Below are 13398 nucleotides of genomic sequence, written 5' to 3'. Positions count from 1 at the left end.
GCTTGAGAGGACTTCGCTCGGCAGGACATGGCTTGAGTGGCCGTCGCTCGCGGGGAGGTTGTCGGTGTCGTCGTCACAGTGACCTCAGCGTATGGCGGCGGACGATCCAGATGAAGACCGGACCGCCGAGCAGGGCGGTGACGATACCGACGTCGAGTTCTGCCGGACGGACCAGCACCCGGCCCAAGGTGTCGGCCAGTACGACCAGCAGGGCGCCACCGAGGGCACACAGCGGCAGCAGGCGGCGGTAGTCGGCACCGACCAGCAGGCGCAGCGCATGGGGCACCACCAGACCGACGAATCCGATGGGACCACAGGCCGCGGTGGTCGCCCCGCACAGCAGGATGGCCCCCACCGCGGCCAGTGCTCGGGCCAGGGCCACGCGCTCGCCGAGACCGGTCGCCGCCTCATCGCCCAGCGCCATCAGGTTGAGCTTGCGCGCCGCCAGCAGCGACGCGGCAAGGCCCAGGGCCAGGAAGGGCAGCACCGGGGTGATGCGATCGAGGGTAGCGCCGCCGACGCCGCCGATCAGCCAGGAATGGATCAGCCCGGCGATGTCGGCGCGGGGCAGAATCACTGCGGAGGTCAGCGAGGTCAGGGCGGCGGTCACCACCGCGCCGCTCAGCGCCAGCCTGAGAGGGGTGGCGCCGCCTCGTCCGAGGTTGGCTACCAGGTAGACCAGCAATGCACTGGCGCCGGCGCCGGCGATGGCCACCCAGATGTAACCAGAGGCCTGCTGCATATCGAACCAGGCGATGCCGATGACGACTGCCAGCGCGGCGCCGGCGTTGACCCCGAGCAGGCCTGGATCGGCCAGAGGGTTGCGGGTCAGGCCTTGCATGGTCGCCCCGGACACGGCCAGCGCGGCCCCCGCCAGCAACGCCAGCAGGGTGCGGGGCAGACGGCTGGCGATTGCCGCTTCGTCGATGGAGTCGATACGCCCATCCAGCAGACCCATGAGCGCGGTCAGATCCGTCGGCCTGGCGCCGATGACCACCGACAACATCACGCTGGCGGCCAGCGCCGCCAGTAGCAGATAGACGCCGGTCGGGCGCGAATGGCGTGGCCTGCCAGGCGCCAGCGGCCTTGCCTTCATATCCTTCCCTTCCTGCTCATTTGTGCGTATCCATCCCGTCCAGACGCTCCATTCAGGGTTGCTGACGCTTGATTCAGGGTTGCTGACGCTTGCGAGCGGCTTCGGCCAGTCGTTCGACGTAGTCGTCGAGCACCCAGGGGATCGACAGCGGCGTCGGGTTGGCCGCGGTTCCGGTGGGATTGTTGCCGAGCAGCACCAGCGAGCCCTGTTCCACCGCGGGCAGGCGCGAGGTCAGCATATGCTCGTTGAGTCGCTCCACCAGCGGCTCGCCACCATAGGTAATGATGATGTCGACATCGGCGATCTCGTCGATACGCTCGGCGCTGATGGAGCCGGCGAAACGGCCGTCAACGGAGCTGTCGGTGACGAACTGGGGCGAGGTCAGGCCGATCTCGTGCAAGAAGCGCACCCGGGCGTCGTTGTCGTTGTAGAAGTTGATCTGACTGAGGTCGGTGGGCTTGATATGGCTGATCAGCATGGCGCTCTTGCCGGCGAGTTCCGGGTGCTCGGTGATCTGCTGCTCCACCTGGGCCTCCAGGCGTGCGATCAAGGCCTCGCCTTCCTCGGCCATGCCCATGCCTGCGCTGTTGAGCCGGATCATGTCGCGCCAGCCCGACGACCAGGGGGCTTCGGGGTAGGCCACCACCGGGGCGATCTTGCTGAGGGTGTCGTAGTCGGAGCGGCTGAGGGCGGAATAGGCCGCCAGGATAACGTCGGGCTGGCTCGCGGCCACCGCCTCGAAGTCGATGCCATCGCCTTCGTCGAACAGGTTGGGGGGGCCTGCGTCGAGCTCGTCAAGGCGCTGCTCCACCCAGGGCCAGAGGCCATCGCCATCGTCATCGCCGAAGGTGGTGGCGGGAAACCCCACCGGCACCACTCCCAGCGCCAGCGGCACCTCGTGGTTGGCCCAGGCCACCGTGGCGACCCGTTCGGGCTTTTCCTCGATCACGGTGACGCCGAGGGCGTGCTCGATTTCGATCGGATAGCCATCGTCGCCAGCGGCGAGGACAGGCTGGACGGCGGCGAGTAACACAAGGCCGAGCGGCCAGCGTGGGTGGATCAGGGGCATGGGGTCTTCCTTGTAGAGGGGATGACCGGCTCTCGCAGGAGAGCCGGCTTGACAGTGGTGTCGCGAGTGCCGGTCGGGCGCACAGCGCCCGACGCGGATGTCGAGGTTTCGGCGTTCCAGGGCACTAGAAGTCGTAGGTCAGGCTCAGCAGCGCGCTGCGCGGCTCGCCATAGATACCCTGGCTATAGAAGCCGAGCTGCGAGTAGTACTCCTCGTCGAACAGGTTGGTGACGTTGAGCTGGGCGCTCATGCTGTCGTTGATGCGATAGCGGGCCATGGCATCGGCGACGAAGACGTCACCCTGACCGATCTTCTCGGTGCCGTTGGGGGTGTCGTTGTCGCGGTAGGTGTCACCCTGCCAGCGCGCACCGCCGCCGAGGGTCAGGTTCGACCAGCGGCCAGGCAGCTGCCAGCTGGCGAACAGCTTGGCCTGCTGGCGGGCATAGCTGGTGTTGAGCTGCTCACCGTCGGCGTCCTCGGCGTCCACCAGGGCGTAGCTGGCGGACAGGTTGACGCCGTCGGCCACCTCGCCTGCGATCTCGAGCTCGAAGCCTTCGACCTCGGCGCCGTCGGTGGTGGTGTAGGCCTGGTCGGTGGTGCCCGCGACGAAGACCCCGGGGATTTCCACCGCCAGATTGTCCTGCTGGCTGTGGAACACCGCGAAGGACACGTCGGCACGATCGTCGAACAGCTCGGCCTTGAGGCCGGCCTCGTAGTTGATGCCTTCCAGCGGATCCAGCAGGGCGCCGCTGGGTGAGCGCTCGCTCTGGGTGTTGAAGATCTCGGTGTAGCTGGCGTAGGCGCTGAGGTCGTCGGTGATATCGACGATCAGACCCGCGTAGGGGGTGAACTCGTTGTCGTATTCGTACTCACGCTCGCCGCGATAGTCCTGGTCGATCTTCCAGTCGGTCATGCGCGCGCCGACGATAAAGTGCACCGGGTCTGCCAGCGAGAAGCGGGATACCGCGTAGTAGCCCTGCTGTTCGGTCACGGTGTCATCGGTCAGGCCCCACTCGCCCCAGACCGGTTCTGCCAGGGCCGGGTCGTTGCGGTCGCTGAAGCTGCCCAGCGCCGGCACGTCGCCGGCCGGGCCGCGACTGTTGATCTGGTAGTCCTCGTGCAGGTCCATGTAGCCGAAGCCGAGCTGGTGCTCGCGGCCGAACAGGGTGAAGGGACCTTCGGCGCTGACATGCAGATTCTTCTGGGTGCGATCGCCGCGATAGTCGACCAGGTAGGACTCGGTGGCGTAGCTGGGCGTGTAGTAGAGCACACCGGTCTCGCGATCCGGATAGCCGCCGCGGTAGTTGTAGGTCAGGCCATAGTTGGCGTCGCCGTAGCTGTAGGCGGCTCGGGCGGACCAGCCATTGTCGAAGTGGTGGGTCAGGTCGACGAAGGCGCGGGTGTTCTCGGTGAAGAAGTTGGCCCAGTCGGTGTTGTTGGCGGTGGAGCGGTCGAAGTCGGTACGGCCACCGTCCAGGTAGTACTGCGGCACGCCGATGTAGGCGCCGTCCTGGTCGTAGTGCTGGTACTCGATGCCCACGCTGAGCTCGGTGTTGTCGGTCAGCTCGGCGGCGATCACCCCGTAAAGGGTCTCGCGGTCGTTCTCGACGCCGTCCATGAAGCTGTCCGAGCTGTCCTTGGCCGCCACGAAGCGCACGCCGACGCGCCCCTCGCTGTCCAGCGGGGTACTGACATCGACCACGCCGCGCCCCCGGTCCCATCGGCCCACCGCGGCAGTCACGCTACCCGCCGCCTCGTCCAGCGGCTTCTTGCGCACAAAGTTGACGGTGGCGGAAGGATCGCCGACCCCGGTCATCAGGCCGGTGGCGCCGCGCACGACCTCGACCCGGTCGTAGATGGCGGTATCCCACTCGGCGTCGCCGAACGGCCAGAACGCGCTGGTATTGCTCTGCAGGCCATCGAACTGGAAGTTGCGAATGGTGTAGCCGCGGGACTGGAAGCTGGTGCGAGTGCCGTCCAGACGGATCGCCGAGACGCCGGGCAGCCGTTCCACCGCCTCGGTGGTGCTGGTGATGGCCTCGTCGTCCATCTGCTGGCGGGTCAGGAAGCTGATCGACTGTGGCGTCTGGCGCGGCGTCAGCGTCAGACCGTTGGCGCTGGTGCTGGAGGCCACCTGGTAGCTCTCGGTCGATTCGGTGGTGGCACGCAGATCGTCACCGACCACGGTCATGCTGGCGAGTTGCTCGGCGTCCTGGGCCAGCACCGGGGTCGACAGGGCGGCACCGGAGGCCAGGGCAATGGCGATAGCCAGGCGGCCAGGAACGAGGTGGCCCGGAACGAGACGGCCAGGAACAAGGCAGGTGAGGGGAGCGGAATGGTACGGCACGAAAGGGGTTCCCTGTTTATGTTTTAAGAATGCAAATTATTCACGTTTCCATTGGCGGGTGTTTATGAGCGCTGCCAAGTTGTCTATGCGAGATGCCACAAATGCACAAAACGGCAGAACTTTTTGGCGAAGTGGCACCATTGGCCTGGTGCAGGGGCCGGGCAAGCGGAGAAGGTCAGGAACCAAGAGAAGGTCAGGCAAGAAAAGGAAACCAGGCAAGAAGAGCAGCCCTGACGCGAACGACCAGGGGCAAGACGACGATCTGGCAGAAGGCGGCCGGCGGTAGAAGACGCCGCTGGAGGTGGGAAGGGACATGGGCGGTGATGCGGGGCCCCGCCAGCGCAAGGCACTGGCGGGGAAAAACGACGGTAGGCGTGTTCTGGCGGGCGCGTTCGGCAGGGGCCTGTCAGCTGCGCCCGGGTTCGGCGGTGCTCACCTGACCTTCCTCCAGGGAGGACTCCTCGTCTGCTTCCATGAGTTCCAGGTCGAGCTGCACCGGATCGTCGGCCGCTTCCTCGACCCAGGTTGCCCCCAGGGAGGCGGTGCCGGCGGGGACCGCGACATAGTGGCCGTGGGTGTCCGAGGGCTGGTTCGGATAGCGCCACAGGCAGTAGCCGCCGAAGACCACGATAAGCGCGTGGATCAGCGCCAGGTCCCACAGAAAGCCGGCAGAGCCCAGCAGGTCCATCAACAGCCCCGTGCTTAGCGGGCCGAGGATGGCGCCGATGCCGAGTGCCAGCACCAGACTGCTGCTGGCGGACACCGTCTGCTGCGGCGTCAGGACGTCATTGGCGCAGGCGAGAAACAGTGAATAGAGCGTCAGGGTGGTGCCGCCCAGCAGCACGCCGAGCAGCGTCAGCGCATGGCTTGCGCCCTGGTCGAACAGCAGCCCGGCCAGCGAGAAGGCGGTGGCCAGGGCGGCGACGATGAGGATCACCCATTGGCGATCGGTCTTGTCGGAGAGCTTGCCCAGGGGCCATTGAAACAGCGCCCCACCGAGGATGAACGCCCCCATGAAGGCGGCGATCTGGTGGGTCTCCAGCCCATGGTTGGCGGCAAACACCGCGCCCATGCCGAATACAGTACCGTTGGCGATCCCGGTCAGCAGGCAACCGAGGGTGCCCAGCGGCGACAGTCGATACAGGCGCAGCAGGTTCATCGCCTCGGGCTGGCTGGTGTCCGGCTGCGGGGTGTAGCTCAACAGGATCGGCACCAGCGCCAGCGACATCAGTATCGAGACGATCAAGAACAGCAGGATGCCGCTGGGGTCCGCCACGTTCAGCAGCAACTGGCCGCCGCCCATGCCGAGATAGCTGATGACCATGTAGAACGCCAGCAGTCGCCCGCGCAGGTGGTTGCTGGCGTGGCCGTTGAGCCAGCTTTCGGTCACCACGTAGAGCCCGGCGTAGGCGAAGCCGGTCATCAACCGCATCGCCGCCCACACCCAGGGGTCGATGAACATGACGTGGACCAGGATGGCGATGGAGGTGATCGAGGCCAGGGCGGCGAACACCCGGATATGTCCGACGTCGCGAAGCTTGCGTGGGGTCAGGGTGGAGCCGGCCAGAAAGCCGACGAAGTAGGCCGACATCACCAGCCCGGTGACCGTGTTGCCGAAGGATTCCTCGGCGGCGCGCACCCCGAGCAGGCTGCCCTGCAGGCCATTGCCGAGCATCAGCAGGCCGACGCCGAGCAGCAGCGCCCAGAGGCTCCAGGCCGCCGACAGGGTGGAAGTGGGAGTCGATGTGGTCACGGCGGCCTCGCTTGTCCGGGGAGGGGGCGACGGAAGTCTGTTGTCGGCTGGGGTACCGCGGCGCCGGTCCATCGCCGCCGCCGCTAATCATCAGTGTGTTCGGCGTACCGCTGATCGGCAAGGGGCGCCATGTTGTTGCCGGCAAGGCATCGCTTGACGCTCTGCCACGAACGCCCGAACTCATCTTGGCCGTCCAGCACGCTGACCCGACGACGACTCCATAGCATCGTAGTTGGTCGAACTCGCGGCCGTAACCGACGCGTACCAGGCGCAAGCGGGTTTTCTGTCGCGCACGAGAAATCGTTCTGGGGACGTCGAATTCAACGCTATCGTTCGCTTGATTTTTTCTGGCGTGTCCGTCTATTGCCGAAGCAGATTCAGGGGGCGTTACTGGGTTTAATGCCAGGAAATTTACGCCGCGAGTCGCGGGAATTTCGCTATCTTGACGTCTGGTCGAAAATGGGTAAATTATCCTTCGTCCGTCAGGTTGGACATTTTCTGCACAGCACAGTAGGGTATGTGCGCCGCAGCGATGGTTTCATCCCGCCTTTTACAGGCCTCACGTCGCTCTGGACGCCGAGCCCTTATCCTGGCTCGCGATCCGATGCCAAGCTGGCGTTATACCGCCAGGAGAAGTGCCATCGCTGGATGGATGTAGCACCTTCCCGACTGGATTACCCCGGGGCCAATGGCCCGGCGGGGACCTGTTTGTCTTGTCTAATGCTGTTCCTGCGTTGTCGCTGGAGAGGACCGAGATGTCGCCCCACTACACCGACCAGGGCCGCTGCATGCCGCGCCGCCCGCCTCCCTGACCCACCAGTGGTCTGCTGGCGTCTTCGATACGCCCCGCCGGTTGTCGCAATGTCGGCCCGCCTGCCCCTGCTGCAATGGCTGGCCATGTGCTGCGGCGCGTCCCGACGCCTTTCTGTACCGAAAAAGCGGCAGCAATCCGTTTAATTTCGGCCCTTGAGACTTCAATGACCCCGAGGAAGCTTCGTCCTTTTCGTGGGCGCAATTCCTGTGGCGTTGTCGTGCTCGTCTAGTGAGTTTTTCGCGGTGAAGTGCCGGAATGCGTTCGCATGAACCGTCGCTCGCCTGTGTTCCACCAACAAGAGAATTGCCCTTGAATAGCGCCTCCCTCCACCAGTTTTCGACCCTGACGGTCATCCTGTTGATGATCGCTTTTTATGGCGGCACCTACCTGCTGACCCTGAGCATTCGCAAGAAGAAGGAAGACGCCGACGCCTTCATGGTCTCGAACCACCGGGTCGGCTTCGGCATCGGTGCCGCCAGCATGACGGCCACCTGGATCTGGGCCGCTTCTTTCTACGCCGCTGCCACCTCCGGCTATACCTATGGTGTGTCCGGCCCGATCCACTACGGGCTGTGGGGCGCGCTGATGATCCTGTTCATCTATCCGTTCGGCCGCCGCTTCCGGCGGCTGGCGCCCAACGCCCACACCCTGGGCGAGCTGATCCACGCGCGCCACGGCTCCTCCAGCCAGCTGATCCTGGCGCTATCGAACCTGCTGGGCAGCATCATCAGCCTGATGGTCAACTTCACCGCCGCCGGGGCGCTGGTATCGGTACTTTCGCCGCTGTCGTTCCAGGCCGGTGTCATCATCGCCGGTGTCGGGGTGCTGCTGTACACGCTGTGGTCGGGCTTCCGCGCCTCGGTGCTGACGGACTTCGCCCAGCTGGTGGCGCTGATGGCGATTGCTGTGGTGATCATCCCGGCGGTGTTCTTCGCCATGGGTGGACCCACCGAACTGGTGGCCGGGCTCGACAACCTCACCGCCGAGCAGGCCAACTTCTTCTCGATGGATGCCATCCTCAATCAGGGCGCACCTTTCTTTGTCGCGGTGCTGGCCTATGCCATCGGTAACCAGACCATCTCCCAGCGTCTGTTCGCGGTGAACGAGGACCACATCAAGCCGACCTTCCTCACCGCCACCGTGGGCTACGGGGCCATCGTCATCGGCCTTGGCATGATCGGCCTGATGGCGTTGACCCTGGGGGTCGAGCCGCTCAACGGTGACATGAACAACCTGATCCCGCAGATGGTGTCCAGCTACCTGCCGCCGGTGTTCATCGCTGCCTTCTTTATTCTGGTGATCGGTTCCCTGTCCTCGACCGCCGATTCCGACCTGTCGGCGCTGTCGGCGATCATGATGGCCGACGTCTACGGCAAGAACATCGCTCGAGGCAAGGCCGACCCCCGCCGCATGCTGCTGGTAGGGCGCATCACCATGATCGTGGCCACCGCCATCGGTATCGTCTTCGCCAGCTTCTCGCTGGATATCCTGGTGATGCTGGTCTTCGTCGGGGCACTGTGGGGAGCCATCGTCTTCCCGGTGATCGCCAGTTGCTTCTGGAGCCGGGTCACCAACGCGGCCTTCACCACCTCGGTGCTGGTGGCCATGGTGACCTTCTGCGTGGCGCGGTTTGAATGGCTGCCGATGACCGGTGTGGCCGGTCTTGGCTTCGAGTTCCTGGCCAGCATCGGTGGCGGCATCATCATCGCGCTGATGGTGTTCGGCTTCCTCGGCCGCGTGGCCGGCGCCGTCGCCGGGCTCGCTGCCTTTGTCGCCATGCTGGTGTTCGCCACCGGTTTCCTCAGGGAGTACACGGTGCTGCTGGCGTCGCTGACCGCCTACGGCACCAGCACCCTGGTGTGCGTGGTGATGAGCCTGGCCAGCCGCGAGCGGTTCGACTTCGACACCATCGCCGAGCGGGTCGGCAACTATGATGCCGCCGAGGCCGTGACGGTAGCCGACGAGCGCCCGTCCAAGTCCGCCCCGGCAGGGCTTGCGACCCAGCGCTGAACCCTTGTTTGACGGGCGCCGCAGGCTGGCGGCGCCCACCGACGGAGATTCCCCATGACTCTGCTTTTTGGCTTTTACGTATTGATCTGGCCTGCGCTCACCCTGGGCGTGCTGCTGCTGATCTGCCGCGCCGTTGCCCGCGATCGTCGTGAGGCGAAAAAGGGCCACCGCACCCTGGTGTGAGGCGCAACTCGCACTGACCCGTTGCGACACCTGCCCTCGATGCGAGGGACAGGCCGCAACCAAAGAAGCCGCCCCAAGGGGCGGCTTCTTTCGTCATGGCAGGCGGCAGGGCAGGGAGGTCGCGTCAGCGCCGCGCCAGGTAGCCCAGGTTGCCCGAAATGTTGCGACCGGCCTCGACCAGAATGCGCTTGTACTCCGAGGTCTTGTCCTGGTGGTAGCGGATGCTCGGGATCGACATGCTCAGGGCGGCGATGGCGCGCCCGGTGTGATCGAAGATCGGGGTGGCGAAGCAGCAGACGCCTTCATCCATCTCTTCGAGATCCTCGGACAGCTCGCTCTCGGCGATCTCGGCCAGCTCTTCGCGCAGTGCCGCTTCGGTGGTCACGGTGTTCTGGGTGCGTGGTTCGAACTTGACGTTCGCGAGCAGGGCGTCGAGCTGCGCCGGGGGCAGGTGGGCCAGCAGGGCCTTGCCGATGGAATTGGTGTAGGCCGGGCTACGGTCGCCGATGCGGGTGTGAATGCACAGGTTGAAGTGAGAGTTGTACTTGTGCACGTAGATCACTTCGGCGGTGGAGGTGTCCAGGGTGCCCAGGTGCACGGCTTCGCGGGTCAGTTCGGACAGTGCCGCCATGTCGGGATCGGCCATCTTGATCAGGTCGGCCTTGCCGAGCGCTGAACTGCCAAGCGCAAAGACCTTCATCGTCAGCCGGTATTTCTCGCTTTCCGGATTCTGGGCGACGTAGCCCAGGTTCTTGAGCGTCTGCACAAAGCGATAGGCGGTGCTCTTTGACATCACGGCGCGTTGGGACAGCACCGCCAGGCTGGATTCTCCGCCCTCATCCAGAGCCTCCAGGATCGCCATGACCTTGAGTACCGCTGTGACGTTGTCGACCTTCGCTTCAGTAGCCATAGGGCCAAGATTCCAGAAATTGTGAAATAGGGTTTTATCTCTTGGTTTCGAGTTATACGTCTTTAGTCGTATGTCTGCAATATTCGGATGAGCTACGGCAGGTTCACCCAACTCTTCTATGTGGTGAGCCAGATCCTTCTCACCCTGATGACCGCTTCCATCGCGCTCTATGGCGTGTCGCTGTTTCTCGGCGCGGTGTTCGATGTTCGGGTGGCCTTCGTCACCCTGGTGATCGGTGCCGTCATCATCGTGACGCTGGCCATCGCCCTGGGCCAGGTCCACCACCTCAGCCTGTTCGACATCATGGTGATGTTCGGGGTGATCTTCCAGATGCCGCTGGCGCTGCCGGCCATGCTGTCCATCGCCAGGACCGGCGCCCCTGACTGGGCCGGATGGGGCGGGGTACTGGTGGGTATCCTGGTGACCACCACGAGCTATCTGTGGCTCGACGTCGAGGCCCTGGGCCAATGGCTTGGCCTGCCGTCGATCCATCCCTCCCAACTGGTCGATATCAAGCTCGCGGTCTCGCTGATGCTGCAGGTCGTCAGCGTGGTGGGTTTCGTCTACCTGGCGCGTTTCGTCCATGCGCCGCCCAGAAGCACCGCCCGCCAGGCAGAGGTCGACGAGTTGTTTGCCCGGCTGGAGCGCCCGGTGGCCGCGGACACCACGCCGGACAGCGGTGGGCCGTCGCGCAAGCTGGCGCCGCTACTGGTGCGGTACGTCGCGCTGGTATCGCTGCTGTTGGCGGTACTCGCCGATACCTGGCTCGGCGCCGGCTTCTTTATGATCGTGGCCGTGTGTCAGTTGATAATCTCGCAACTCCTCAGACGTTGAGGGGCTGGGGGCGGCAGGAGGTCGACTCGCCACGCCATCACGAGCAAATTTCATCCGGCTGGCCAAGACGTCGCCGGGGGAAAACTGGATAATGCGCCCCAAAGGCGTTGTCGGTGGCGAGTGTCCGACGACCCAAACCCATTACTCCGGTGCTGACTCCATGGAAATCAAGGTCAATTTTCTCGACAACCTGAGGCTCGAGGCCAAGTTCGACGACTTTACCGTCGTTACCGACCAGCCCATCCGCTACAAGGGTGACGGCTCGGCGCCGAGCCCCTTCGACTATTTCCTGGCGTCGTCTGCCCTGTGTGCCGCCTACTTCGTCAAGGTCTACTGCGTCGCCCGGGATATCCCCACCGAAAATATCCGGCTGTCGCAGAACAACATCGTCGACCCGGAAAACCGCTACAACCAGATCTTCAAGATCCAGGTAGAGCTGCCCGAAGATCTGTCCGACAAGGACCGCCAGGGCATCCTGCGCTCCATCGAGCGCTGTACCGTGAAGAAGGTGGTGCAGACCGGCCCCGAATTCCAGATCGAGACGGTGGAGAACCTCGACGAGGACGCCCAGGCGCTGCTGATGGCGGAGCCGGAAGAGGGCCAGAGCACCTGGATCGAGGGCAAGGACCTGCCGCTGGAGCAGACCATCGCCAACATGACCGGGATGCTTGCCGAGCTCGGCATGAAGGTCGAGATCGCCTCCTGGCGCAACATCGTGCCCCACGTCTGGTCACTGCACATCCGCGACGCCGCCTCGCCCATGTGCTTCACCAACGGCAAGGGCTCGACCAAGGAGAGCGCACTGTGCTCGGCGCTGGGCGAGTTCATCGAGCGCCTGAGCTGCAACTTCTTCTACAACGATCAGTTCTTCGGCCAGGAGATCGCCTCGAGCGAGTTCGTCCACTACCCCTGCGAAAAGTGGTTCAAGCCCGGGCCCAATGACGAGCTGCCCAAGGGCATCCTCGACGATTACTGCCTGGAGATCTTCGATCCCGACGGCGAGCTTCAGGGCTCGCACCTGATCGACACCAACTCCGGCAATGTCGAGCGCGGCATCGTCGCGCTGCCCTTCGTGCGCCAGTCCGATGGCGAGGTGATCTACTTCCCCTCCAACCTGATCGAGAACCTCTACCTGTCCAACGGCATGAGCGCCGGCAACACCCTGGCCGAGGCCCAGGTGCAGTGCCTGTCGGAGATCTTCGAGCGCGGTGTGAAGCGCCAGATCCTCGAGCAGGAGCTGGCGCTGCCAGACGTGCCCGAGGAGGTGCTGGCGAAGTATCCGGACATCGTCGAAGGGGTGAAGGCGCTGGAGGCCCAGGGCTTCCCGGTGCTGGTCAAGGATGCCTCGCTTGGCGGCCAGTTCCCGGTGGCCTGCGTGACCCTGATGAACCCCAAGACCGGCGGCGTGTTCGCCTCCTTCGGCGCCCACCCGAGCTTCGAGGTCGCCATCGAGCGCAGCCTGACCGAGCTGATGCAGGGGCGCAGTTTCGAGGGCCTCAATGACTTCATGCCGCCCACCTTCAACTCGCTGGCGGTGACCGAGCCCAACAACTTTGTCGAGCACTTCATCGACTCCTCCGGGCTGGTGTCCTGGCGCTTCTTCAGCGCCAGGTCCGACGTCGAGTTTGTCGAGTGGGACTTCTCCGGCAGCAACGACGAGGAGGCGGCGACCCTGTTCGGCATCCTCGAGGAGATGGGCAAGGAAGCCTACATGATGGTCCACGAGGACCTGGGCGCGCCGGTCTGCCGCATCCTGGTGCCGGGCTATTCCGAGGTCTATCCGGTCGAGGATCTGGTGTGGGACAACACCAACATGGCGCTGGACTACCGCGAGGACATCCTCAATCTGCATCGTCTCGACGACGACCAGCTCGCTGATCTGCTCGAGCGTCTGGAAGAGAGCCAGATCGACGAGCACATGGACATCATCACCCTGATCGGTATCGAGTTCGACGAGAACACCGTGTGGGGCCAGCTGACGATCCTCGAGCTCAAGCTGATGCTCCACCTGGCGCTCGGTCAGCACGAGGAGGCGCTGGATCGGGTCGAGATGTTCCTGCAGTACAACGACAACACCGTCGAGCGTGGCCTCTACTACCAGGCGGTGCGGGCGGTGCTGGAAATCACCCTGGACGACGAGCTAATGCTCGACGACTTCCTCTACAACCTGCGCCGCATGTTCGGGGACGAGACCATGGACAGCGTGGTCGGTGTGGTCAGCGGCGAGCTACGCTTCCCCGGCCTTACCCCGACCAGCATGGCGCTCGAAGGGCTGGAAAAGCACCAGCGCCTGATCGAGAGCTACAAGAAACTGCACGCGCGCAGGGCTCAGCTGGCCAAAGCCCAGAGCTGATCATGCCCAGCCACCGGCGCCGGTGTAAC

At 64.4% G+C, this 13398-nt stretch carries 9 protein-coding genes; 4 read left to right on the top strand and 5 right to left on the bottom strand.

Annotated elements, in window-relative coordinates:
- Positions 1 to 73: 73 nt before the first annotated feature.
- The 4 genes from KUW00_RS11530 to KUW00_RS11515 form a co-directional block, all read right to left on the bottom strand.
- Positions 74 to 1096 (bottom strand): FecCD family ABC transporter permease, encoded by a 1023-nt coding sequence (locus KUW00_RS11530; RefSeq protein WP_213228350.1) that lies wholly within the window; start codon positions 1094 to 1096, stop codon positions 74 to 76.
- A gap of 73 nt (positions 1097 to 1169) precedes the next feature.
- Positions 1170 to 2165, bottom strand: a complete 996-nt coding sequence (locus KUW00_RS11525) for an iron-siderophore ABC transporter substrate-binding protein (protein WP_045990933.1) — start codon at positions 2163 to 2165, stop codon at positions 1170 to 1172.
- 124 nt (positions 2166 to 2289) lie between these two features.
- Complete coding sequence (locus tag KUW00_RS11520) at positions 2290 to 4512, bottom strand: TonB-dependent siderophore receptor (RefSeq protein WP_222569137.1); 2223 nt, start codon at positions 4510 to 4512, stop codon at positions 2290 to 2292.
- 406 nt (positions 4513 to 4918) lie between these two features.
- Positions 4919 to 6265 carry an MFS transporter gene (locus KUW00_RS11515; protein ID WP_315901130.1) on the bottom strand — a complete coding sequence of 449 codons (1347 nt, stop codon included), beginning with the start codon at positions 6263 to 6265 and terminating at the stop codon, positions 4919 to 4921.
- Positions 6266 to 7439: 1174 nt separating this feature from the next.
- On the opposite strand from KUW00_RS11515, the gene KUW00_RS11510 reads away from it, so the two are divergent.
- Both KUW00_RS11510 and KUW00_RS11505 read left to right on the top strand, forming a co-directional pair.
- Complete coding sequence (locus tag KUW00_RS11510) at positions 7440 to 9089, top strand: sodium:solute symporter family protein (RefSeq protein ID WP_375037759.1); 1650 nt, start codon at positions 7440 to 7442, stop codon at positions 9087 to 9089.
- 54 nt (positions 9090 to 9143) lie between these two features.
- Entirely contained in the window at positions 9144 to 9272 is a 129-nt protein-coding gene (locus KUW00_RS11505) for a putative transporter small subunit (protein WP_213228344.1), read from the top strand.
- 124 nt (positions 9273 to 9396) lie between these two features.
- On the opposite strand, the gene kdgR is transcribed toward KUW00_RS11505, so the two are convergent.
- On the bottom strand, positions 9397 to 10182 hold the full coding sequence (gene kdgR / locus KUW00_RS11500) for a DNA-binding transcriptional regulator KdgR (protein WP_213228342.1): 786 nt from the start codon (positions 10180 to 10182) through the stop codon (positions 9397 to 9399).
- An 87-nt stretch (positions 10183 to 10269) separates the two neighbouring features.
- Here kdgR and KUW00_RS11495 point away from each other — a divergent pair, with 87 nt between their 5' ends.
- Together KUW00_RS11495 and KUW00_RS11490 are read left to right on the top strand one after the other, a co-directional pair.
- A complete protein-coding gene (locus KUW00_RS11495; protein ID WP_213228340.1) occupies positions 10270 to 11016 on the top strand; it encodes a hypothetical protein in 747 nt (248 codons plus the stop codon).
- Positions 11017 to 11176: 160 nt separating this feature from the next.
- A complete protein-coding gene (locus tag KUW00_RS11490) occupies positions 11177 to 13369 on the top strand; it encodes an OsmC domain/YcaO domain-containing protein (protein ID WP_222569136.1) in 2193 nt (730 codons plus the stop codon).
- The last annotated feature ends 29 nt before the right edge of the window (positions 13370 to 13398 follow it).

It is taken from the genome of Halomonas sp. DP5N14-9, assembly GCF_019802175.1.
Classification (GTDB): Bacteria; Pseudomonadota; Gammaproteobacteria; order Pseudomonadales; family Halomonadaceae; genus Halomonas; species Halomonas litopenaei.
Note: the sequence above shows the minus strand (reverse complement) of the source record. Positions and strands in the feature narration are given on the sequence as shown.